The following is a 22,593-nucleotide window of genomic DNA, read 5'->3' as shown; positions in this document are numbered from 1 at the left end:
GGTACGAGCCGGCGGCATGCCCGCGGAAGGCGTACCGGACAGGTCTGTCCGGCCGGTCCACGGCGGTGTCACGGGCCCGACACGGGTCCGGCAGCAATCACGGCATGCCGAACGCGCCCGGACTCGAGGTGATCTCCGGGGCGGCGAAGTCCGGCACAGCGCGAACAAAAGACTCCGAAAGCGCCCATCCGGCCTGTCGGCGGCGGCTCCCGCCTAACGTCGACCGGATGCTCAAAGCCTTTCTGGTCAACGTCCTCCCGGTGGTCATCGCGGTGACCGCCATCGCCATTCCCACCTGGCTCGGCATGCGGCAGACCCGCATCAGCCGACATGCGAACAACATTCAGCCCATGATCGATCTGCTCGCCGAGTTCCGGTCGGCCGCGTTCCACGACCAGCACGACTACGTGTGCTCCCGACTCCCGCAGGAGCACGCCCCGGACGGCGGGGTGCGCGGGCTTCCGCACGACGCCAAAGCGGCCTTCTGCAACGTCGTGTACTACTACCAGACCCTGGCCAACCTGACCGTCTTCAGGATCGTCGACGAGGAAGTGTTCCTCCCGCTCCTGCGGCACCGGATCCTCGGCGTCTGGGAGGCGGCGAGGCCCTACGTGGAACGCGAACGCGAACTGCGGGGCAGGGACGGCTCCTACCTGTCGGCCATGGAGGAACTCGCCTGCCGGACCGCCGAGCTGCCGCACACGTACCTCCACGACCGCATCGCGGACAGCCGGTCGGGGCGACGGTGGTGGACGCGGCGCCCCCGCTGGGGTCGCTCACGCCGGACCGCCTGAGGCGGCCGGGTGGCCGTTCGCCGGATCGAGGGGGCGGGCGTCAGCGGGCGGGCTGGATGTCGCCCTGGGTGGTCAGGGCGACGGAGTCCTGGTGGGCGAAGGCGCCCGGCGGGATGCCCGGGAGGTGTCCCGCCGCCGCGGCGGGCTCGCGGGTGGCCGCGGGGCCCAGGGTGAGGCGGGAGACGATGCGATAGCGGTCGCCCCGGTAGACGGAGTGGACGTATTCGACGGGCCGGCCGCCGGTGTCGCTGGTGAGGCGCTCGAACAGGAGTGCGGGGGACAGGTGGGGCACCCCGAGGAGCTTGGCCTCCGCCTGACTGACGACGGTGGGTTCGATGGTCTGCACGGCTTCGCTGACCTGGATGCCGTGCCCGTCGCGGAGATGGTCGTACAGGTCGCCGGCCTCCAGTTCCCGAGCGGTGAGGGCGGGGACCAGGTCGGCGCGGATGTGCAGGTGTTCGATGGCCATGGGGGCGCCGTCGACGAGGCGCAGCCTGGCCGCGTAGACGACGTCGGCGGCCGGCGACAGACGCAGCTTGCGCCCGACGCGGGCGCCGGCGGCGATGGTGGTGAACTCCAGCAGGCGGCTCGACCAGGTGCCGGAGGCCCGCGGGAGGGCCATGGTCCGCTGGTCGGAGACGAGTTCCTGGGTGATCTTCTCGGGCGCGACGAACATGCCGCGGCCGTGCTCGCGCACGAGGAGGCCCGCGGCGACGAGTTCGTCCACCGCCGCTCGCAGCGTCGGCCGTGAGACACCCAGGTCGGTGCACAGGGACCGCTCGGAGGCGATGGCGTCGCCGGGGCTCAGCGACTCGATGAGTTCGAGGATGTAGTCGCGGACGCGTTCCCGCTTGAGAACCGCCCCTGACCCGCCAGCGCTCATGTGCCGCTCCTGCCCGACTGCGTGTGACGCCATGCCATGCCCTGCGGTGCCCGCCGCCTGCCGTTGCCTTCCGCGACCCTGCCTCACGGTGCTGCCTGCGATGTCACCTGACCAGCTTCCCATTGTTGACCACTCGGTGGGCACTGGTCAGATGCAGTCTAGCCACTCCGGGCTCCTCGGGCAGGTGATTCCTTACGTGATGCGCACAAAGCCCCGGAGAACGAGGGGGGTTGACGCTTCGATTGGTCTATGCCACCTTCATCGACCAACGAGAGGTCACCTGACCAGTTGTCAAGTGGTCAGGTTGCCCGGCGCTTTTCTCCCAGGGGTGAACTGTGAAGCTCCGCATGCTTGCAGGTGTGTGCACGCTGGTGATCGCCGCAGGCCTGAGCGCCTGCAGCGGCTCCGATTCGGCCGGAGGTTCCGCCGAGGGCACGACCACGATCGACGTCTGGCTGATGCGTGACAGCGTCTCGGCCCGGTTCCAGAAGGAGTTCGTCCAGGGCTTCCGGGCCGCTCACCCGGACATCGGGGTCAAGGTGCAGATCCAGGAGTGGGACGGGATCGGCGAGAAGATCACCGCCGCCCTCGCCAGCAACGACGCCCCCGACGTCATCGAGACGGGTAACACCCAGGTGGCCCGGTTCGCGGAGAGCGGCGGACTGCTCGACCTCAGCGACAAGGTCGACGAACTCGGCGGTGGCCACTGGCTGCGCGGGCTCGCCGAGCCCGGCGCGTACGAGGGAAAGCAGTACGGCATCCCGTACTACGCGGCCAACCGGGTCGTGATCTACCGCACCGACCTGTTCCGGAAGGCCGGGGTCGACCCCGCCGCCATCAAGACCCGCGACCAGTGGATCGCCGCCACCGAGAAGCTCAACACGGGCGGCACCCAGGGGATCTATCTTCCCGGGCAGACCTGGTACGCGCTGGCCGGGTTCATCTGGGACGAGGGCGGAGACCTCGCCAAGCGGTCCGGCGACTCCTGGGAGGGGACCCTCGACACCCCCGAGGCGCTCCGCGGCATGGACTTCTACAAGAAGCTCCAGGCCCTGGGCAAGGGACCGCGGGACTCCGACGAGGCGGAGCCGCCCCAGGCTGAGGTCATGGCCGAGGGGCAGGTCGCACAGATCATCTCCACGCCCGGCGGAGCCAACGTGGTCATCGAGAGCAACCCCGAACTCAAGGGCAGGCTCGGCTTCTTCCCCATCCCCGGAAAGACGGCGGACCGGCCCGGGTCGGTGTTCATCGGCGGCTCCGACCTGGTCGTCCCGGCGGCCTCCGGCAAGCAGGACGCCGCGTTCACGTTCATCAGGGAACTGACCGGTGACGCCTGGCAGCGCAGACTCGCCGTCGCCATGAGCTACGTGCCCAACAAGACGACCCTGGCCGACGCGGTCGCCTCCGATCCCGGCGCCGCGGCCATGGCGGCGGGTGCTGCCGTCGGCCGGGCGACGCCGAACACCCCCGGGTGGGCCGCCGTGGAGGCGAAGAACCCCATCAAGGACTACATGACCGCGGTACTCACCGGCGCTGACGCCGGGGCCGAGGCAGCCAAGGCCTCCGAGTCGATCACCGAAGCCATGAGGTCGGGCTCCTGAGCCGCTCCCCGCTCCCCGCCTCCCCGCTCTCCCCTCTTCCCGCGCCCAGAACCGGAAGGAGACGACGTCGTGTCGATCATCCGCGAACGCGCAGCGACCCGCCTCCCGCTCGGCCGCCCGTCACGCCGGCGGCCACGGCGGGGGTCACAGCGGTCGGACCCGCCGGGCCCGGGCCACGGACACCGCGGGCGCCGGCTCCGGCCCGGCCGCGCATGGCCGTACCTGCTGGTCGCCCCGACCGTGCTGGGGATGCTGTACCTGCTGGTGTACCCCCTCGCCCGCACGGTGCTCATCTCGTTCCAGGACTTCGGGCTGCGCCAGCTCATCCGCGGCGACGCACGGTTCGTAGGGCTCCGCAACTACGAGACGCTGCTGACGGACGGACACTTCTGGCAGGTCGTGCGCCGCACCTTCCTGTTCATGGCCGTCGACGTCGTGCTGATCATGCTGCTCGCCACCCTGGTCGCCCTGGTGATCGAACGGCTGGGCCGACTGGGCCGCACCGCGGTGCTCAGCGCGCTCGTGCTCGCCTGGGCCATGCCGGTCATCGCCGCCACCACCGTCTTCCAGTGGCTGTTCCACTCGGAGTTCGGCATCGTCAACCACACGCTGACCGGGCTCGGCTTCGACTCCTTCGACCGCTATCCCTGGTTCGCGCACGGCCCCGCCGCGTTCACGATCCTCGTCCTGCTCATCGTCTGGCAGTCCGTGCCGTTCGCGGCCATCACCCTCTACTCGGCGCTGGCCACGGTGCCGTCGGAGCTGTACGAGTCGGCTCGCATCGACGGCGCCCCGGCCGGACGCATCTTCCGCTCCGTCACCTTCCCGATGATCCGGCCGATCTTCATGCTCGTCCTCTCCCTCGAAGTCATCTGGACGTTCAAGGCGTTCGTGCAGATCTGGGTGATGACGAACGGCGGGCCGGGCGACGCCACCACCATCCTGCCGGTGTACGCCGTCCAGACCGCCCTGTCGAGCCAGCGCTACGACCTCGGCTCGGCGGCCTCCATGGTCACCGTGCTGCTGATGGCCGCGGTGCTCGTCCTCTACTTCCGCCAGCTGTTCCGTCAGGAGGGCGAAGCCCTGTGAGCCCGCCGCGCCCCCGACTTCGACGCCTTCCGCTCCACCTCGCCGCGGGGACGACGATCGTCGTCTGCCTCTTCCCCGTCTACTGGATGGTCGTCACCGCGTTCAAACCCAACCGGGACATCCAGTCCGACAGCCCGCGACTCCTGCCGCGGGCCTGGACCCTTGACCACTTCCGCACCGCCGTCGACGCCGACGGGTTCACCCTGTTCTGGCGCAACAGCATCCTGGTCACCCTGGCCGCCGTCCTGCTCGCCCTGGCGGTGGCGCTCGGAGCCGCCTTCGCCGTGGCCCGGATGCGATGGCGCGGCCGACGCCAGTTCATGCTCATGGTGTTCATCGCGCAGATGGCACCGTGGGAGGCGCTGATCATCCCGGTGTACATCATCTCCCGCGACACCGGCATGCTCGACCGGCTGCCCACGCTCACGCTGATCTACTTCATGATGACGCTGCCGTTCACGATCGTGGTGCTGCGCGGTTTCATCGCCGCCATCCCCTCCGAACTGGAGGAAGCGGCGCAGGTCGACGGCTGCACCCGGGCCGGCGCCTTCCGGCACATCGCCTTCCCGCTGCTCGCCCCCGGCCTGATGGCCACCTCGCTGTTCGGCTACATCACGGCCTGGAACGAGTTCACCTACGCCAACTTCCTGATCATCAAGCACCAGGACAGCCGCACCCTGCCGGTCTGGCTCTCCTCGTTCCAGAACGTCTTCGGCACGGACTGGGGCGCCACCATGGCCGCCTCCACCCTGTTCGCCCTGCCGGCCCTGGCGGTGTTCCTGCTGCTCCAGCGCCATGTGACCGCCGGCTTCGCGGCCGGAGCCGTCAAGGGCTGACCGTCCCGCCTTCCCCGCACGCGTGACCCCCGGGAGACAACCGTGCCCGCACCCCCTCTGGACGCCACGCTTCTGCCCCGGCCGACCAAGGCCCGGGGAAGATCGGGACAGTTCACGTTCACCACCGACACCTGTCTGCGCGTCGGCGAAGGTGCCGAGGACGCCGCACGGCTGCTGCGCACGCTCCTCGCCCCCGCTACGGGCCTGCCGCTGCGCCCCGCCGACGACGCGGAGGTCGTCCTCGCCCTGGACCCGGACCTGACGGGCCTCGGCCACGAGGGCTACGGCCTCACGGTCGGTCCGCACTCCGTGCTGCTGCGCGCCGCGCGGGTCACCGGCCTGCTGCGCGGGGTGCAGACCGTCCGGCAGCTCCTGCCCGTGCAGGCCCTGGCCCGGACACCGCAGCACGGGGTGCGGTGGACGCTGCCCTGCGCCGAGATCACCGACGTCCCCCGCCATCCCTGGCGCGGGGCCATGCTCGACGTGGCACGCCACTTCCAGCCGGTGGAGTACCTGCGCCGCTACGTCGACCTCCTCGCCCTCCACAAGATCAACGTGTTCCATCTGCACCTCACCGACGACCAGGGGTGGCGGATGCCGGTCACGGCCTACCCCGAACTGACCGAGATCGGCGGCCACCGCGCCCAGTCCATGACCGGGACGACGGGCGACGAATTCGACGGCATCGCACACAGCGGCGCCTACACCCGGGCCGAACTGGCGGGCCTGGTGGAGTACGCCTCCGCGCGTGGCGTCACGGTCATGCCGGAGATAGAGATGCCCGGTCACGTCCGCGCCGCCCTGGCCGCCTGTCCGCGGTTGGGCAACGATCCCGGCCGGACCCTGGAGGTGTGGACCCGGTGGGGTGTGTGCGACACCGTCCTCGGCGTGCACGACGAGGTGCTCGACTTCTGCCGCACCGTACTGGAAGAGGTCATGGAGCTCTTCCCGTCGCCGTACCTCCACATCGGCGGGGACGAATGCCCTCTCACGGAGTGGGAACGCAGCCCCCGGGCCCGGGCACGTATCGCGGCCGAGGGCCTCGACGGGCCCGCCGACCTGCACGGCTGGTTCCTCGGCCGGATCGGGGACTTCCTCGTCCGCAACGGGCGGCGCCCGGTCGGCTGGGCCGAGAACGGCACCGAACTGCCCCCGGGCTTCACCGTGATGGCATGGCGCGACCCCGCGCACGCCCTCGCCGCCGCCCGCCGCGGCCATGACGTGATCAACGCCCACTACCGGGCCACCTATCTCGACTATCCGCAGAGCGCCGGTCCCCAGGAGCCTCCCGGCCAACCGGGAGCCGTCGTGGGTCTGCGGGACGTGCACGGCCACGACCCGGTGCCCGAAGGCGCGGCTCCGGACGTCGCCGCGCGGGTGCTGGGCACGCAGGCCCAGATGTGGACCGAGTACGCCGCAACTCCCGAGCGCCTCGAATACCTCAGCTATCCGCGCCTGTGCGCCCTGGCCGACCGCGGCTGGAGCGGCCCCACCGAGTGGGACGACTTCCGCTCCCGCCTTGACCTGCACACCGCCCGGCTCGACGCGCTGGAGGTCCGCCGCCATGCGTGAGCCGCGCGCGGACCGTCCTGACCCAGCACAGAGCACAGCACCCGACCCCGGAAAGGATCACCATGAAGTCGAGATACCGTCCGAGCCGGCTCCGCGTCGCCGCGGCCTCGGCCGTGGCCGTCGCCCTGGGCGCCGCCGGCCTCGCCGCCCTGCCGGTCACCGCCCGCGCCGCGGCCGCCGACGTGGCCGTCCAGTACCGCACCAGTGCCACGGGCGCCACGGCGGACCAGGCCGAGCCCTGGCTGAAGGTCAGGAACACCGGTGACGGGGCCGTCCAGCTCAGCACCGTCAAGGTCCGGTACTACTTCAAGGCCGACAGCGCGGGCGCGGGCTACCGATTCGCCTGTTCCTGGGCCGTGAAGGGCTGCGCCAACATCACCGGCACCTTCGGTGCACTGGCCCACCCCACGGCGACCGCCGACCGCTATCTGGAGATCGGCTTCACCCCGGGCGCGGGCGCCCTCGCGCCCGGCGCCGACACCGGGGACATGCAACTGCGCTTCCACCGCGCGGACTGGCAGACCCTCCGGCAGAGCGACGACTACTCGTTCGGTCCCGCGCAGACCGCCTACGCGGACTGGTCGAACGTCACCGCCCGGCTGGCCGGCGCCACGGTGTGGGGCACCGCCCCCGAAGGCAACGACCCGACCGACCCGCCGACCGACCCACCCACCGACCCGCCCACCGGTGGGCAGAGCCTGTTCGACGACTTCGACTACACCACCTCCAGCGACCCGAGGATCACCGCGCACGGCTGGAACGTGCGCTCGAACGCGGGCGGCCCCGGAGTGCCCGGCGCCACCTGGGCGCCGGAGAACGTCACCTTCGCCGCCTCGGCCGGCAACTCCGTCATGAACCTCCGGACGTCGACCGCGGGGACGGCGGACAGCACCAAGCAGACCGAAGTCCTCACCAAGGCGACGAAGTTCAAGAAGGGCACCTACGCGGCCCGGGTGAAGTTCTCCGACGCGCCGCTCTCCGGGCCCGACGGCGACCACCTCGTCCAGACCTTCTTCACCATCAACGACCTCACCGCCCCGATGGCCGACGACTACGCGGAGTACGACTTCGAGTACCTGCCCAACGGCGGCTGGGGAGAGCCCTCGGACATCCTCTACACGACGTCCTGGGAGACCTACAACCCGGATCCGTGGCAGGCCGTCAACCAGCACACCGAGTCCCGCCAGAGCTACGCCGGCTGGCACGACCTCGTCCTGACCATCGACGACAGCAGCATCACCTACTACGTCGACGGCCGGCTCTTCGCGGGCGTCCATGACGCCGCCTACCTGCCCGAGCGCCCCATGTCGATCAACTTCAACCAGTGGCTGATCGACCTGGCCGGCCAGACCGCCACGACCGCCCGCGCCTACGACCAGCAGGTCGACTTCGTCCTCCACGTCAAGGACCAGGTTCTGACTCCCGCCCAGGTCACCGCCAAGGTCAGCGCCTACCGCACCGCCGGAACCACGTTCGAGGACACCGTCCCGGCCGGCTAGGCCACACGCCTGAGACCTCCCCTCAGTAAGCCCCCGGCTGGCCGGCTGGGACCAGCCGGGGGTGGTGACCGTCCTCGGACCGGGTCGGCGGTGCAGCCGGGCGATCGGGAAGGCGCGGGTCTCTCGGGGCCGCTGTCTCCAGGGCTCGCGGGAGACGTTCCTCCAGCCATGCACCGCCCGTACGGCGCTCCGGAGTTGCCGATTTCATGGGTACGCGCGCGACTGTTTATGATCTTGGTCATGTCTGTGCAGAGCTTTGACAAGAACCTCTCCCGTAAGCAGAGACTTCAGGAGAAGCAGCGCCGTCAGCTGGCGGTGGTGGACACCGTGGACAAGGCCGAGACCAAGGTCCGCAAGGCAGAGGTCGAACTGGCCCAGGCCGTCACCGAGGCAGTGCAGGTGTTCGGCGACGAGCAGTCCGCGTCCGAGGGGCTCGACATGCCGGTCGAAGCGATCCGGCGCTTCCTCGGCATGGCCCGGGACGAAGCATCCAGCACCGACACCGTCGTCGAGGTCGCCGACAAGGCCTGAGTCCGCGCGAGCGCACCGGAACGGGGCACGCGGCGACCGGTGTGCCGTGCACGGCGGATGTGGCCACCCCGGAGCCCACGGCCTTCAGGACGTCGCCGTCGGCGATGATGCGCGGGAACGGCGTCGGCGGAGTCGATCCGCCGGGGCCGGCGCCCGGCGCTCATTCGTTCTCCGTCATGATTCTGTATGCCTCATGGCGTACGTCCGCGTTCCCGTGCCCGCGGAGCAGGCGCAGCAGCGACCGCCACTCCTCGGGCCAGCCGAGCGAGCCGCCCGTCCCCTTCACGATGCCGACCGCCAGCAGGCCCGTCGCGGTGCCGCCGTCACGGGTGAACCGGTCGGCGGCCGTCAGCAGGGCCTCGGCGCGCTGCGGAACGGCGCGATACGCCGAGGACGGCCGCAGCCGGTCGGACGTGTGGACCGCGACGGTCGTCCCGGCGCCCTCGAGAGCGTCGGCGAGGTCCCGCAGCCGTTCGAGCAGTGCGGTCGGCTCCTCGGTGTGATCGGCCAACTGTGCCAGCAGGTGGGCGCGTTCGGCGGCCAGCAGGGGTTCCGACGCCAGCTGCTCCGCGACCGCTTCGAGCAACTCGGTTCGCACTCCGTCGACGTAGCCGAACGACGTCAGGTTCCGCAGCCGCTGCAGGGCCGGCTGGTCCCGGCCCGCCAGTGCGTCGCAGCCGCCCTCCGTCGTGTGCATCGCGGCCAGCAACTCGGCCACCGCGCCGTGGAACATGCTGCCCGGCGCGGCACCGCCCACGGGGTGCGGCAGTTCGGACACGGCCAGATCGCGCATCACCCACCCCGCGAACTGCCAGTGCGTACGCTCGCCGAGGTCGCAGACGGTACGAGCGATGCGGCCGGCCAGCCCGGTCGAGTAGCGGCACCACACTCCCATGGCGTGCAGCAGGGCGTAGCCGCCCCCGAAGCCCTCCGTGAGGGCGAGCGACCTGTCGTACGCCGCGACGACCACCGCGGCGTAGGCGCGGCGGTGCGTCTCGGCCAACTCCCAAGGAGTGACGGCCAGAAGGGCTTCGTGCACGGGCCGGGCGTCGTTGCGTGCGACGTCGTCGAGCAGGGACCAGGCCTCCGGCTCGCCGAGCAGCGGCGGCAGTGCGCGGACGACGGCGGCCCGCACATCGGGGTGGCGGTCGGGAGCGTGGAAGGCGCTCGCCAGCAGGGACACCGCCCGCCGGGGCGGCAGGAAGCGCGCGGCGAGCCGTACGGCCTCCTTGCGGGAGGTCACCTTCGCGGGCCGCTCCCCGGTGAGCAACGCGCCCAGGGAGAGGGCGAGTTCGGACGGGGCGGTGCAGCGGGCGGCGCGGGACGCCGCGTACACGGCGACCCGGGCCCGGTCGCTGCCCGCCTGGTCCAGCAGCGCCGGCAAGGTGTCGTGCGGCCGGTCGGTCCAGGGCAGGGCGCCGAGCGCGGCCTCGGCGACGACCACCTCCGGGTCGTCCTTGTGCGCGAGCGCCAGCGCGCGCCCGAACTCGGGCACCGGGGCCGCGGCCCGGATCAGGGCGGCCCGTTCGTCGAGCGGAAGGGAATCGTCCGCGACCGCCTCGCCGGCCAGCCGGACCGCCGTCCGCTGCTGGCGGGGCAGCCAGCGGTCGCTGTCGCCGAGGTCCGGCAGCGGGCGCCGGGCCCCGACCACCAGGAAGCGCCCGTGCGGCGCGGACGCGTCGAGCATGGAGTCCAGCAGATCCGTGCGCCGCCGGGTCAGCACCCGCCGCACGGGCGGCAGGACGACCGACGACGGTTCGAGCGCGACGATCGCGGCGACCCGTTCGCCGCGGGTCGCCGGTGCGGCCAGCCACAGTTCGGCCGCCGCCCGGAACGTCTCGTCGTCGCCGCGTTCCAGGGCCGTGAGCAGCCTCTCCTGGAGCTCGGGCAGCCGCCGGGCGCGTGGTCCCAGTGCGGCCGCCAGGCCCAGCAGCAGCCGGAAGTCGGCCCGTCCGGCCCCGGCGTCGAGCCAGGGGCGCAGGGCCTCGAACACCTGGTGCTCCTGGCCCCGCCGCAGGACGCGGTGCAGCGGGCCGAAGTCGGGTACGCCGACGCGGCTCGTGATCCCCTCCAGGGTCCGCAGCGCCCAGTGCCGCAGCTCCGACGCCCCGTCCGTGGCGTGCTCGACCAGCAGACGTACCGCGAGGGTGCGCAGCGCCGTCAGGGTGTCGGCGGAACTGTCCCGTGCCTCGAGTGCGCCGGCGGCGATCACGTCCAGCAGCGGGACGTCGTCGGCGCCGAAGAGTCGCGGGTGCGTCTCGGCCAGCGCGCCGAGTGCCTCGGCCCGTACCGGGTCCCGCTCGTTGCGCAGCCGGCGGCCCGCAGTGGTCAGCAGCTCGGTGATCGCTTCCCGGCCGCCGTCCCGGGCGGCGCAGGCCACGAACAGCGGCCAGGCGGCGGCCCGGTCGTCGGCGTCGGACCGTCCGATCGCCGCGAGCAACGCGGGACGAGCCTCGTCGATCGGGCCGTGGGCGAGGGTGTCCAGGTCGTCCCACCAGTAGCCGGTGCCGTCGAACTCGGCCGCCGCACGCCGGACTTCCGCCCAGCGGCGCTCGCGCGGCAGCAGGCCGAGGACGCTCAGGGCCGGGTTCCCCCGCGCCCCCGCACCGGTGACCGCGTCCACGAACGCGGGGCGCCGACCGGGTGGGACGGCCTTCACCAGTGCGGTGAAGTGGGCGCCGCGGTTCAGCCAGTGACGGCCCAGCGCGGTCAGCGACGCGGGTTCGGCCCGGACGAGCCTGCGCAGCACTCCGGGCGGCGGCATCGGCTCATGGCGTTGCTCCCGGCGGTCGGGGGAGGTGATCCAGCGGATCACGCGCTCGGCGTCGGCGCTGACGAGGGGGCCGAGTCCGTTGTTCAGCGCGGGCGGCAGACTGCCGGGGCCGTGCCGCTCCAGCAGCGTCATCACCCGCTCGGGGCGCAGCGGCGCAAGTGCCGCGACCGTGGTGGCGTGCAGTCGCCACCAGTCGTCCCGCTGCTGTCCGCCCGCCCGGTCGGCCAGGGTCTGCTCGGCGTGGTCCAGCACCGGGTCGGGATGCCGGCACGCGAGCCGCGTCCAGCCGTCGACGGCGTGTGCCAGCCCCGGCAACTCCCGTGCCACGAAAGGGGCAGAGCAGGCCGGCAGCAGCCGTGCGGCCTCGGCGTCGCCCCACTCCGCGCGCAGTCGCGCCACGAGCCGTTCGGCGAGCGCGGTACGGCCTCCCGCGCCGAGCAGCCGGGCCAGCCGCTGCCGCAGCACGGCCGGTGCGTCGTCGTACGCCGCCTCCACCGCACGGTCCGGTACGGGCAGGTCACGTGCGGCGCGCCGCGCATACCCGGCGACGACCGGGTCCGGGTCGGCCAGCCGCTCCGCGAGGAAGTCAGCGTCCCGTCCGACGAGGGCAGCCAACGCCGCGAGCCGCCGCTCGTACGGCCCGCGTCCGTCCAGCTCGGTCAGCAGCGGGGCGAGCGTCCCGTCGTCCGCGAGGCTGCGTGCGGTCCGCGCCGTCAGGGTCAGGCGCGCGGGGAACGGCAGCGGTTCGAGGGCGGAGAGCAGTTGCTCCGCGTTGATCGGCATCCGGCGATTGTGCCCGGCACGATGTGTTCACGCGATCGAATATGGCGGCCCGCCTGCGACGGCCGTGTCCGGCCGGCCCTTCGCGATCCTGCTGACCCGCCGCCGACGCCACGGCGGCATCCGCGCGCACTCCCTCCCGGGGCACCGCCCGGTCCGGGTCCCGCCGCGCACCGGCCCCGGTCGGCGGCTCACCCCTCGAACGCGCGGCGGAAGCACTGGACAGTCCTGCCGAGCGAGCACGGTGATCCCCGAACGCTGCCCGGTCAGCCACTGCGTACGAGGCGGCTGTCGATGCCGCGTCATTACCGCTCAGGGGATGGTCCGGGGGAAGACGGACCCTGGTGCTGCGGGGCCGGGAGGTTCCGGTAGCGCACGGCGAGGGCCGCGATGTCGTCGTCGAGCCTTCCGCCGGCGTAGCGGAGCAGGTCTCTGCGCAGCTCGGCCAGCAGCTCACGGGGAGGGGCCGCGCGGTGCCGGAGCATCCAGTCCGGCAGCGGGAAGAACGTGCCGCTGCGGTCGCGGGTCTCGGTCACGCCGTCGGTGTAGAGCAGCATCTGATCGCCGGGGACGAAGGCCACGGTGTCCACGTAGTAGTGGTCTCCGAGGAGCCCCGCGAGATTGAGGGGCGTGGACGGGCGGGTGGGCTCGAGAACGTGGATTTCGCCGCTCTGTACGAACACCGGTGGCGGATGACCGCAGTTGAGGACCTTGACGTGCCTGCTGCCGGAGGGGATCTCGGTGATCAGGGCGGTGGCGAAGTGCTCCTGCTGATCGTCGGCGGGGATCGCGTCGCTGTAGCGGGTCATGGTGATCTGCAGGCGACGGACCAGCCCCTTCAGGTCGGGCTGGTCGTACGCGTTCTCCCGGAAACAGTTGATCACTGCCGCGGCCGCCCCCACCGCTGACAGGCCCTTGCCGCGCACGTCGCCGATGAGCAGGCGGACGCCGTACGGCGTGTCGGCGACCTCGTAGAAGTCGCCACCGATCCGGGCCTGCTCCTGGGCCGCCCGGTACAGGGACTCGATCTCGATCCCCTGGATACGGTGCGGCAGCGGGCGCAGCAGCACCTTCTGGGCCGCGTCGGCGACGAGCCGGACCTGGAAGAGCGTCTCCTCGCGCTGGAGTCGGAGATGGCTCGCATAGGCGGCCGCCAAGGTGACCGCGGCGATCGCGGCAACCGTGTACGGCGTTCCCAGATCGGAGTGGACGAAGCTGATGCCGATCATGATCAGAAGGCAGAACGCCCCCAGCAGGATCGTCGGGAGCACCGGCCACAGCGCGGCGGCGAGGGCGGGTGCCGCGGGCAGGAGACGGCTGAAGGCGATCTCTCGCGGAGTGGAGAAGGCGAGGACGGCGATGAGCACGGTGACGAACACCGGTGACAACAGTACGGCCTTCCGCTGGCCGCCGTAGGGACGGTGGCGGCGCCGGAGCTGCACAGGCCTGATCACAATTGAGATCTTATCGGGACGAAGTGGGTGACGAACGGATCCGCCACTCTGCGATCACCCCTGGTTGGGCGCTCACTCTGCGATCACCCCTGGTTGGGCGCTGCCGAACCACGATCCCGTCGCCGGGGCGGGAGACCGGCGCGTGACGCGTGGCCGTGCGGGCCGCCGTGAAGCCGTCGTGGCCGCCCGCACGGCGTCGCGCTCAGGGCTTGGCTGTGTACACGACACCGGCCAGGTTCTGGGCCGCGGAGCCCCACACCTGGTCGTACAGGGAGGAGTCGACGCCGAGTGTGTAGAGGAGCCAGGCGGTCGTGACGCCGTAGGTCAGTTTGAGCTGGGCGGCCCGGGTGATGGTTCCGCTGTCACAGCCGATGCCCGAGCTGTCCTCGAACCCGCAGTGGAAACCACCGGTGATGACGCGCAGTTGGGTGGCGACCGGTTTGGCGTCGTACATCTTCCGCTGGTTGTCGGCGACACCGGCGATGCTGTCGGCGCTGCCGCCGACGTACTGGACGGGGATGCCCAGCGTGCCGGAAGCGCTGACGGCGGATGGGCTGGTCTCCGCGGCCGCGAGGGTGGAGACGGACTTCACGGCCGGGTTCCGGCCGGCGGCGACCAGTGCCGCGCCGCCGCCCATCGAGTGCCCCGAGACGGCGAGTCGGCTGGTGCTGACCGCGCCCGCGAACCGTGAGCCGGTGGTGCCGTTCTGGGCGGTGAGCCAGGTGAGTGCCGCGTTCAGGTCGTCGGCGAACGCCGAATGGCTGGGGAACAGGCCGCCCTGGGACTTGGGCGCCACGGTGATGATTCCCCAGGAGGCGTAGTGCTTGAGAAGGCTCTCGTACTGGGTGATCGCCTGGAAGAAGCCGTGCCCGAAGGCGATGCCGGGGTGGGCGCCGGAGGCGACCGGCGCGTTCGCCCCGGCCGTCGTGCCGGGATACCAGACCCGTGCGCTGTACGAACGGCCCGAGGCCGAGACCGTGAGATCGGTGTAGGCCACGGGGAACGACCCGGTGGTGGAGGGGTCCGCCGCGCGCACCGAGGTCGCCGCCTCCGAGGCCTGGGCGGCTGGTGCGAGGGTGAGGGCGGCGGTTGCGGTCAGCAGCAGCGCGGTCATGGACCGCAGGAGCATACGGAACACGAGATCACCTTCTCTGGGGGGAGGAAACAGTGATTTCCGGTGGTGCCTCTCCGTGCTGTCTCGCTCACTGGAACGTGCTGATCCCCGCAGATCCGCCGGCGCAGCACTGCGGGCCGCGGGCCGCGGGCTGCGGTTTACGGTTTGCCGGCTGCAGGCCTGCAGACCTGCGGGTCGCGGGTCGCGGGTCGCGGGACGAGTTGTGGAAGCTCAGCCGCCGAAGCGCAGCTCGAAGTCGCGCAGCGTGATGCTGATCAAGGGGGCGCGGCGGCCGAGCGCGCCGAGTCGGCTGTCGGCCGGTGCCGTCCACTCGGCACGCGCCGGGCGCAGGGAGGCGCTGCTGCGGACCCGGCTGGTCTTGATCCGGCCGTCCAGCGTCTGCGCCAGCTTGAAGGCCAGTGGCCAGCGGCCGGGCAGGCTTCCCCGCTCGGTGTACCGGCCGGCCGCGAGCGTGCCTCCGCCGGTCTTGGCGGCACACGACACGCCGTCGGACCGCTGGACCTCGAAGATCGCGATCTCCTTGGGGATGCCCCACAGCGCGCGGCCACCGGCCAGGGAGGTCTCGCTGTCGACCCAGATGTCGGTGATGCAGACGCGGGGCCGCGCCCCGTCCCGCACCAGGACCGCCCGCAGCAGTTCGTTGTAGTGCAGGACGCTGTCGTTCTCGTAGACGACCCAGGCCGCGCCGACCAGGCCGCGGCCGGCGACGGTGAGGTGGCGGGTGCCGGGCGCGACGGGGGGAAGCTCCGCGCGCCGCACCAGCCAGAGAGACAGGTACATCTGACCTGCCAGGTGCCAGGGCTCATCCGGGTAGGGGGTCATTCCGCGTCCGTTCCGTGGGGAGGGTGGAGGCGCCAGGCACCCGGGGCGGTGGCCGGGACGGCCGGCCGGTGCGGGGGGACGGGTGTGACCTGGCGGTACGGGAGGCCGGGGCCGGGTCGGGGGTCGGACTCTCCTTGGTTGGGCCACAGGGCGGTCGCCCGCTCGGCGAGGGCGGTGATGGTGAGCGAAGGGTTGACGCCGAGGTTGGCGGAGAGCGTGGAGCCGTCGATGACGTGCAGTCCTGTATAGCCGTGGAGGCGGTGGTAGGGGTCGATGACGCCGGTGTCGGCGCTGTTGCCGACGGTGCATCCGCCGATCAGGTGACCGGTGGTGGGGATGTCGAAGAGGTCTGCCCAGGTGCCGCAGGCCTGCCCGCCGATCCGCTCGGCGGCCGTGCGGGCGGCTCGGTGTCCCGCGGGGATCCAGGTCGGGTTGGGTGCGCCTTCGCCGGGCCGGCTGCCGAGGCGGCGCCGGCCGGTGCGGGTGCGCCGCAGGTAGGTGGTCACCGAGTTGTCGACCGACTGCATGACCAGCAGAACCACGGACTGCTGGGACCAGCGGCGAGGGTTGTGGAGCGCGGGTAGGCGGCGGGCGTCGCGTGCCATGGCGGCGAGCCCCACGAGGAGGCGGGACCGCCCCGGCACCGGGTCGACGAGCATCGCGCCGAGCAGCCCGAGTAGGTTGCTGCCGCGGCCGTAGCGGACCGGCTCGACGTGGGTGGTGTCGTCCAGCCGGACGGAGGAGGTGATGGCCACGCCGCGGGAGTAGTCCGCGTCGCGCGCCCGGGCGCGGACTGCGAGGACGGCCTCCGAGTTGGTGCGGGTCAGCCGACCCAGCCGGGGCGAGATGTCGCCTAGTGAGCCGTCGTCCTTGAGGGTGTGCAGCAGACGCTGGGTGCCCAGCGCGCCGGCCGCGAAGATCACGTGGCGTGCCGTGAGCGTCCGCCGCCTGCGCGGGAGAGCCCCGGTGCGGACCGAGGTGACGGCCCAGCCGTCGCCGGCGCGGGTGACACCCGTGACGGTGCGGCGCTCCATGACTCGCGCGCCTGCCCGTTCGGCCAGGCCGAGATAGTTCTTGGGCAAGGTGTTCTTCGCGTTGTGCCGGCAACCTGTCATGCAGGCGCCGCAGTTGACGCAGGCGTTGCGCGCGGGCCCGGCGCCGCCGAAGTACGGGTCGGGCACCGGCGTGCCGGGCGCGGCGTCGGCCGGCCCGAAATGGACTCCTACCGGGGTGGGGCGGAAGGTGTCGCCGCAGCCGAGTGCACGTGCGGTGTCGCGCAGCAGCAGGTCGGCTTCGGTGAACACCGGGTTCGGTGTGACACCGAGCATGCGGCGGGCTTGTGCGAAGAAGGGGGCCAGTTCACGGCGCCAGTCGGCGAGGGAGGCCCAGTGCGAGCCCTCGTAGAAGGCGGCCGGTGGTTCGTAGAGCGTGTTGGCGTAGCCGAGGGATCCGCCGCCGACCCCGGCGCCGCTCAGTACGAGGATGTCCCCGAGCAGGGACGCGCGGAGGATGCCCGTGCATCCGAGGCGGGGCGCGAACAGGTAGTTCCGCACGTGCCAGGACGTCCGGGGGAAGTCGGTGTCGGCGAAGCGCCGGCCGGCTTCCAGGACGCCGACCCGGTAGCCCTTCTCGGTGAGGCGCAGCGCGCTGACGCTGCCGCCGAACCCCGACCCGACGACGAGGACGTCGTAGTCGAAGGCGTTCATGCGTCGTCTCCCGCTCTGAAGTCGGCCAGCAGCGGGGTGACGAGACGTTCGAGGTTCTCGCGCCGCACCTGGGGATGGACCGCGGTGAGCGGAAGGGGGCTGTCGAGTCCGGGGACGTGCGGGAGGAGCGCCAGGTGGGGGAGGAGTACGAGCAGGAGCGACAGCAGCGCGTCCAGGTCGGCGTCCTTGCGCAGGCCGCCGGCGGCGACGGCTCGTTCCAGGAGGGGGCGCAGACCGGCCAGGTATATGGCGTTCACGGGCACCCGGACCGCGTCCCTTACGGCGGGGTTCATCTCCATGTTGGTGGCGGCGGTCACCCCGCGCTCGAGCGGCTGCCCGGCGAAGTAGTCGAGCCAGGCCTCCAGCGCGTCGACGAGATGGGCGGAGAAGTCCCTGGTCCCGTCGTAGTCGTCGAGCCACGGCTGCATGTGCCCGTAGATCCGGAGCGAGGTCTGTTCGGCGACGTAGGTGAAGAGATCGAGCTTGCCCGAGAAGTACTGGAAGAGTGATCCCTTGGCGACCCCGGCCTCGCGGGCGATGACGTTCAGGCTGCCCGTCGAGTAGCCGTGCGAGCCGAACTCGTCCATCGCCGCGACCAGTACCCGCTCGCGGCGGGCCGGCGACAGCCGGGTCCAGGTGGGCGTGGGCATGGGCGCTCCTCCGTGTGACCGGGCGGTCATGTGACCGCCCGGTCATGGTGGAGGCGCCGGTCACCGGATGTCAACGACTCTGACAGGCATGGCTGTTGGGGTGTTCACGTGCCCATTGACAGGGAGTGCCGGGCCGTCCAGCCTGTGGTCGGCCAGTGATATGACCGGCTGGTCACAAGGAGGTCGGCATGCAGAAGGTGTGTGTGATCGGGGCCGGTTCGTCCGGGATCGCCGCCTGTCAGGTTCTCGCCGAACGGGGCATCGCCTACGACTGCTTCGAGCTGGGTTCCGACGTGGGCGGCAACTGGCGCTACCTGAACGACAACGGGCGGTCGTCGGCGTATCGCTCGCTCCACATCAACACGTCCCGCCAGATCATGGAATACGCCAGTTTTCCCATGTCGGACGAGTATCCGGTCTATCCGGGCCACGCCCACATAGCGCGCTACTTCGACGCGTTCGTGGACCACTTCGGACTGCGCCCGTCGATCAGGTTCCGCACCGAGGTGGTCGAGGTCGCCCCGGCGGGGGACAAGTGGGCGGTGACCTCTCGTCCCCGCGGCACGGACGACCTCGAGACCGGAACGTACGACGCCGTCCTCGTCGCCAACGGCCACCACTGGAAGCCGCGTTGGCCGCGACCCGGCATCGCGGGGGCCCAGGAGTTCGAGGGCACGCAGATCCACTCGCACGACTACCGCGTACCCGAGCCGTTCGCCGGCCGGCGCGTCCTCGTACTGGGCATCGGCAACTCGGCCTGCGACATCGCCGTGGAGACCTCGCGTGTCTCGCGGCGGACGTTCCTCGCCATGCGCCGGGGCGCGCACATTCTGCCCAAGTACCTGTTCGGCACGCCCACCGACCATCTGACCCACTCATGGCTGGCCAAGGCGCCCCTCGCCGTTCAGGACCGCGGGCTGCAGCTCCTGCTGCGTCTGAGCCGTGGCCGCCTGGCGGACTACGGGCTGCCCACCCCCGCCCACCGAGTCCTGGCCGCCCATCCGACGATCTCCGACGACCTGCTGTCCCGGCTCGGCCACGGCGACATCACCGTGAAACCCGCACCGCGAAACGCCGACGCCGACCATGTGTTCTTCGACGACGGAAGCGTCGAGGAGATCGACACGATCATCTACTGCACGGGGTACGACATCGCGTTCCCCTTCCTCGACGACGAGCTGCTCGACGCCACGGACAACGATCCGGGGCTTTACCACCGGGTCGTCGCGCCCGACCGGCCCGGGCTGTTCTTCATCGGTCTGGTCCAGCCGCTCGGTGCCGTCATGCCGCTCGCCGAGGCCCAGTCGCACTGGGTCGCCGACCTCCTGGAGGGGCGGTGCGCGCTGCCCGGGCGGGAGGAGATGCTCGACGAGGTCCGCACGTACCGCGCCCGGACGGCCCGGCGTTATGTCGCCTCGACCCGCCACACCATCCAGGTGGACGCGCAGGCGTATCTGAGGGAACTGGCCAAGGAGCGCAGGCGGAGAGCGGTGACGCGGTAGCGGAACGGAGCCGCCCCGCTTCATCCGGCCTCGGGTGTGCAACCGGCCTCGGGTATGCCACCGCCCTCGGGGTGCCCGAGCGGTACGGCTCGCGGCGAAGGTTCAGGAGAAGTGCGGCGGTCCGCGGCGGGTCCGCCACCCCGGCGACCGTGCCGGGCGAGCCCTCCCGACGGCGGACGAACGCGCGTGGCCGACCACGGAGATCGGTCACCCGCGCGCGCACCGCGCTGCGTCCGAACGGGTCGCGCGAGCCGAGGTCCGCCATGCTGGGCGAACGCGGCACCGACGTCCGCGTGACGGGACGCCGGAAGAGCCGTCACCCTGGAAGAGCCGTCGCCCTGGAGGAGACGTCACACCGGTCGGGCCGGACGTCAAGGCCACAGGAGGTACCCGGTTCCGTGCAGACATTCAGCCGCTTTCGGCCCGGGGCGGTCCCCACGTGGTTGCGTGACCACGATCCCGAGCTGGCGGCAACGCGGCGGGCCGGGCGGACCGCCCTCGTCATGCCTGCCCTGTTCGCCCTGTGCAGCCAGGTCATCGGCTCGCCGACGATGGCGACCTTCGCCGCGTTCGGTTCGTTCTCGATGCTGCTGCTGGTGGACTTCACCGGGCCGATGGTGCAGCGACTGCGGGCACACCTCGGGCTGGCCATGGCCTGGGCCGCCCTGATCTGCCTGGGCACGGCCGTGGCCGACGAGACCTGGCTCGCCGTCGCCGTCATGGTCGTCATCGGCTTCCTGGTGCTGTTCTCCGGCGTGGTCAGCTCCGTCCTCGCGGGTGCCTCCACCGCGCTGCTGCTGGCCTTCATCCTCCCGGTGACCTCACCCGCACCGTTCTCCGAGCTGCCCGACCGGCTCGCGGGGGCGGGCCTCGCGGCGGCCGCCTCCCTGCTCGCGATCACCTTGCTGCGGCCCCGCCCCGCCGCGGACCCGCTCAGCGCGCCCGCCGCCCAGGTCTGCCGTGCCGCCGCCGAGCAACTGCGCACCGACGCCTCCCTCCTGGCCGGCGGTCCGGGCGCGCCGAGCAGCGGACAGTGCCGTGCCACGGCCGACGAGGCGTGCGCCGCGGCAGCCGACCTGCGCACCGTGTTCGACGCCACCCCTTATCGCCCCACCGGCCTGTCCACCAGCTCACGCGCCACGGTCCGTCTCGTCGACGAACTGACCTGGCTCAGCGGCATCCTGGCCGACAGCGCGCCGTCTCCCGACGGCCACCCGGAATGCGACGCCGACGCCCGGTCCGTGCGGCGCGCCGCCGCGGATCTGCTCGACGAGGCGGCCACCCTGCTCGACGCCCCCGACGGTGCCCCGGACGGGCTGCACTCCGCCGCGGAGAAGCTGCGGACGGCCATGGCCGGCATGGAGCGCAACGCCACCACCCGGCTTCCCGTGCACCGGGGCGGAGCGGGCACGCCGTCGCGGGCGCATCCGGTCATCGGCGCCCTGGACCTGTCGTTCCGGGCGCAGGAGCTGGGGTTCGCGACCCTTCAGATCGCCGACAACGTGGACCTGGCCGCGGCGGCCGAACGCCGGAGCTGGTACGAACGTCTGCTCGGCGGTGAGCCCGGTGCGGGGGCCGCGCCGCTGGCCGCGGCGCGTGAGCGGGCGGCCGCGCACCTTCAGCCGCAGTCCGTCTGGCTGCACAACAGCCTGCGCGGAGCGGTCGGTCTCGGGATAGCCGTAGCCCTCGCGAACGTGACGGGCGTCCAGCACTCGTTCTGGGTGCTCCTGGGCACCCTGTCGGTGCTGCGCTCCAACGCCCTGAACACCGGGCAGAACGCGGTGCGCGCCCTGGGCGGCACCGTCGCGGGCTCGATCATCGGCACCCTGCTGTTGCAGCTCATCGGCGACCACGGCACGGTTCTCTGGTTCCTGCTGCCCGTGGCGGTGTTCCTCGCCGGCATCGCCCCCGCCGCCATCTCCTTCGCCGCCGGTCAGGCGTCCTTCACCATCACGCTGGTCATCTTGTTCAACATCGGCCAGGACCCCGACTGGCACATCGTGCTCCTGCGGATCCAGGACATCGCGATCGGCTGTGCGGTGAGTCTGCTGGTGGGGCTCTTCTTCTGGCCGCGTGGCGCGACGGCTGCGGTCGACCGTGCGCTGGCCGAGGCCTACCGGGAGAGCGCCCGGTACCTGGCGGGCGCGGTGGAGTACGCCGTCGGACGCTGTGGGGCCGAGGCCGTCTCCGCCGATGCCGCTCTGCGGGAACGCCTCGAAGCCGCGGCGGCCGCGCGAAGGCTCGACGACGCCTTCCGCAGCTACCTGGCCGAACGCGGCCCGAAACCGGTACCCCTGGCGGAGATGACCACCCTGGTCACCGGCATCGTGGGGCTGCGCCTGGCGGCGGACGCCGTGCTGGGACTCTGGCAGCGGGCCGGCACGCCGCGGCCCGCACCGGACCGCACCGCAGCCCGGCTCGTCCTCCTGGGCGCCGTGGGCCGCGTCGCCGGCTGGTACCGGGACCTGGCCGCCGTCCTGGGCCAGGACACCCCCGTCCGGGCCCCGCTGCCGCGTAATCCCGTGGCCGAGGCGGAGCTGGTCGAATCCCTCCGCCGCGAACTGAGCGACGAGCACGGGCAGGCCACGGACACCGCCGTCCGCATGATCTGGACCGCCGACCACCTCGACGCCGCCCGCCGCCTCCAACCGGGCCTGGTGGCCGCCGCGGGGACGGGCAAGCCGTCCTGAACCGCTTCGTTCCAGGTTCTCGGGGCGGTCGGCCGGACCCGGAGCACCGGCTGGTGCCGAACTGGACTCCCGTCCACACGCCGTTCGCACGGGCGCGGCCGACGGCCTCCCCTCAGCCTGGCGTCTCCGACCCGCGCGAGGCAGACCGCGTTGATCAGGGGAACAGCCAGACCGCGCTGATCAGGGGAACAGCAGGGCCCCCACGTCCGGAGCGCCGCGACCCGTTCGGGGCGACGGCCGAGGAGGCCGACCCCGCGCCCGTGGGAGTTGTTCGGG

16 protein-coding genes are annotated in these 22,593 nt (G+C 71.9%); 9 read left to right on the top strand and 7 right to left on the bottom strand.

Translation table 11 applies throughout. The features are described 5' to 3' along the window. The first annotated feature begins 227 nt into the window (after nt 1–227). Nucleotides 228–794 (top strand): hypothetical protein, encoded by a 567-nt coding sequence (locus ASD48_RS16225; protein ID WP_242432603.1) that lies wholly within the window; start codon nt 228–230, stop codon nt 792–794. 40 nt (nt 795–834) lie between these two features. Here the strand turns inward: ASD48_RS16225 and ASD48_RS16220 are convergent, their stop codons facing one another. After that, complete coding sequence (locus tag ASD48_RS16220; protein WP_057602341.1) at nt 835–1,677, bottom strand: GntR family transcriptional regulator; 843 nt, start codon at nt 1,675–1,677, stop codon at nt 835–837. Nucleotides 1,678–2,024: 347 nt separating this feature from the next. Between ASD48_RS16220 and ASD48_RS16215 the strand changes: the two genes are divergently transcribed. The 6 genes from ASD48_RS16215 (at nt 2,025) to ASD48_RS16190 (ending at nt 8,805) form a co-directional block, all read left to right on the top strand. Next, nucleotides 2,025–3,278: an extracellular solute-binding protein gene (locus ASD48_RS16215; protein ID WP_242432602.1), complete on the top strand. Its 1,254-nt coding sequence runs from the start codon at nt 2,025–2,027 to the stop codon at nt 3,276–3,278. A gap of 69 nt (nt 3,279–3,347) precedes the next feature. Beyond that, entirely contained in the window at nt 3,348–4,367 is a 1,020-nt protein-coding gene (locus ASD48_RS16210; protein WP_057602339.1) for a sugar ABC transporter permease, read from the top strand. Further along, the gene (locus tag ASD48_RS16205; RefSeq protein WP_057602338.1) at nt 4,364–5,203 is read left to right on the top strand and encodes a carbohydrate ABC transporter permease; all 840 of its coding nucleotides are present in this window, start codon (nt 4,364–4,366) and stop codon (nt 5,201–5,203) included. The genes ASD48_RS16210 and ASD48_RS16205 overlap by 4 nt, the downstream gene beginning before the upstream one ends. A 42-nt stretch (nt 5,204–5,245) precedes the next feature. Then, nucleotides 5,246–6,775, top strand: coding sequence for a beta-N-acetylhexosaminidase (locus ASD48_RS16200; RefSeq protein ID WP_057602337.1), 1,530 nt, complete (start codon nt 5,246–5,248; stop codon nt 6,773–6,775). Between the two features lie 62 nt (nt 6,776–6,837). Then, the gene (locus tag ASD48_RS16195) at nt 6,838–8,274 is read left to right on the top strand and encodes a cellulose binding domain-containing protein (protein WP_057602336.1); all 1,437 of its coding nucleotides are present in this window, start codon (nt 6,838–6,840) and stop codon (nt 8,272–8,274) included. Between the two features lie 240 nt (nt 8,275–8,514). After that, on the top strand, nt 8,515–8,805 hold the full coding sequence (locus tag ASD48_RS16190; protein WP_242432601.1) for a hypothetical protein: 291 nt from the start codon (nt 8,515–8,517) through the stop codon (nt 8,803–8,805). Nucleotides 8,806–8,965: 160 nt separating this feature from the next. Here ASD48_RS16190 and ASD48_RS16185 read toward each other — a convergent pair whose 3' ends face one another. The 6 genes from ASD48_RS16185 to ASD48_RS16160 form a co-directional block, all read right to left on the bottom strand. Next, nucleotides 8,966–12,361, bottom strand: coding sequence for a hypothetical protein (locus ASD48_RS16185; RefSeq protein ID WP_057602334.1), 3,396 nt, complete (start codon nt 12,359–12,361; stop codon nt 8,966–8,968). A 302-nt stretch (nt 12,362–12,663) separates the two neighbouring features. Then, nucleotides 12,664–13,812, bottom strand: a complete 1,149-nt coding sequence (locus ASD48_RS16180) for a PP2C family protein-serine/threonine phosphatase (RefSeq protein ID WP_242432600.1) — start codon at nt 13,810–13,812, stop codon at nt 12,664–12,666. Nucleotides 13,813–14,014: 202 nt separating this feature from the next. Then, nucleotides 14,015–14,941: an alpha/beta hydrolase gene (locus tag ASD48_RS16175; RefSeq protein ID WP_242432605.1), complete on the bottom strand. Its 927-nt coding sequence runs from the start codon at nt 14,939–14,941 to the stop codon at nt 14,015–14,017. Between the two features lie 216 nt (nt 14,942–15,157). Continuing rightward, nucleotides 15,158–15,727, bottom strand: a complete 570-nt coding sequence (locus ASD48_RS16170; protein WP_157880628.1) for an acetoacetate decarboxylase family protein — start codon at nt 15,725–15,727, stop codon at nt 15,158–15,160. A gap of 38 nt (nt 15,728–15,765) precedes the next feature. Next, nucleotides 15,766–17,475 (bottom strand): GMC family oxidoreductase, encoded by a 1,710-nt coding sequence (locus ASD48_RS16165; RefSeq protein WP_057602330.1) that lies wholly within the window; start codon nt 17,473–17,475, stop codon nt 15,766–15,768. Continuing rightward, entirely contained in the window at nt 17,472–18,125 is a 654-nt protein-coding gene (locus ASD48_RS16160) for a TetR/AcrR family transcriptional regulator (protein WP_057602329.1), read from the bottom strand. The genes ASD48_RS16165 and ASD48_RS16160 overlap by 4 nt, the downstream gene beginning before the upstream one ends. Before the next feature lie 188 nt (nt 18,126–18,313). Here ASD48_RS16160 and ASD48_RS16155 point away from each other — a divergent pair, with 188 nt between their 5' ends. Next, nucleotides 18,314–19,627, top strand: coding sequence for an NAD(P)-binding domain-containing protein (locus ASD48_RS16155; protein WP_057602328.1), 1,314 nt, complete (start codon nt 18,314–18,316; stop codon nt 19,625–19,627). A 503-nt stretch (nt 19,628–20,130) separates the two neighbouring features. Further along, entirely contained in the window at nt 20,131–22,317 is a 2,187-nt protein-coding gene (locus tag ASD48_RS16150; protein ID WP_242432599.1) for an FUSC family protein, read from the top strand. Nucleotides 22,318–22,593 lie beyond the last annotated feature (276 nt).

Source organism: Streptomyces sp. Root1310, from assembly GCF_001426425.1.
Taxonomy (GTDB): Bacteria; Actinomycetota; Actinomycetes; order Streptomycetales; family Streptomycetaceae; genus Streptomyces.
The sequence above is the reverse complement of the archived record's forward strand: the minus strand, read 5'-3'. Positions and strand labels throughout refer to the sequence as shown.

Excerpts from the sequence above, each read along its gene's own strand:
- ASD48_RS16170 (WP_157880628.1), bottom strand. The coding sequence starts at position 15,727 with ATGTACCTGTCTCTCTGGCTGGTGCGGCGCGCGGAGCTTCCCCCCGTC.
- ASD48_RS16190 (WP_242432601.1), top strand. The coding sequence starts at position 8,515 with ATGTCTGTGCAGAGCTTTGACAAGAACCTCTCCCGTAAGCAGAGACTT.
- ASD48_RS16155 (WP_057602328.1), top strand. The coding sequence starts at position 18,314 with ATGCAGAAGGTGTGTGTGATCGGGGCCGGTTCGTCCGGGATCGCCGCC.
- ASD48_RS16225 (WP_242432603.1), top strand. The coding sequence starts at position 228 with ATGCTCAAAGCCTTTCTGGTCAACGTCCTCCCGGTGGTCATCGCGGTG.
- ASD48_RS16150 (WP_242432599.1), top strand. The coding sequence starts at position 20,131 with ATGCCTGCCCTGTTCGCCCTGTGCAGCCAGGTCATCGGCTCGCCGACG.
- ASD48_RS16185 (WP_057602334.1), bottom strand. The coding sequence starts at position 12,361 with ATGCCGATCAACGCGGAGCAACTGCTCTCCGCCCTCGAACCGCTGCCG.
- ASD48_RS16160 (WP_057602329.1), bottom strand. The coding sequence starts at position 18,125 with ATGCCCACGCCCACCTGGACCCGGCTGTCGCCGGCCCGCCGCGAGCGG.
- ASD48_RS16220 (WP_057602341.1), bottom strand. The coding sequence starts at position 1,677 with ATGAGCGCTGGCGGGTCAGGGGCGGTTCTCAAGCGGGAACGCGTCCGC.
- ASD48_RS16195 (WP_057602336.1), top strand. The coding sequence starts at position 6,838 with ATGAAGTCGAGATACCGTCCGAGCCGGCTCCGCGTCGCCGCGGCCTCG.
- ASD48_RS16175 (WP_242432605.1), bottom strand. The coding sequence starts at position 14,941 with ATGCTCCTGCGGTCCATGACCGCGCTGCTGCTGACCGCAACCGCCGCC.
- ASD48_RS16215 (WP_242432602.1), top strand. The coding sequence starts at position 2,025 with ATGCTTGCAGGTGTGTGCACGCTGGTGATCGCCGCAGGCCTGAGCGCC.
- ASD48_RS16165 (WP_057602330.1), bottom strand. The coding sequence starts at position 17,475 with ATGAACGCCTTCGACTACGACGTCCTCGTCGTCGGGTCGGGGTTCGGC.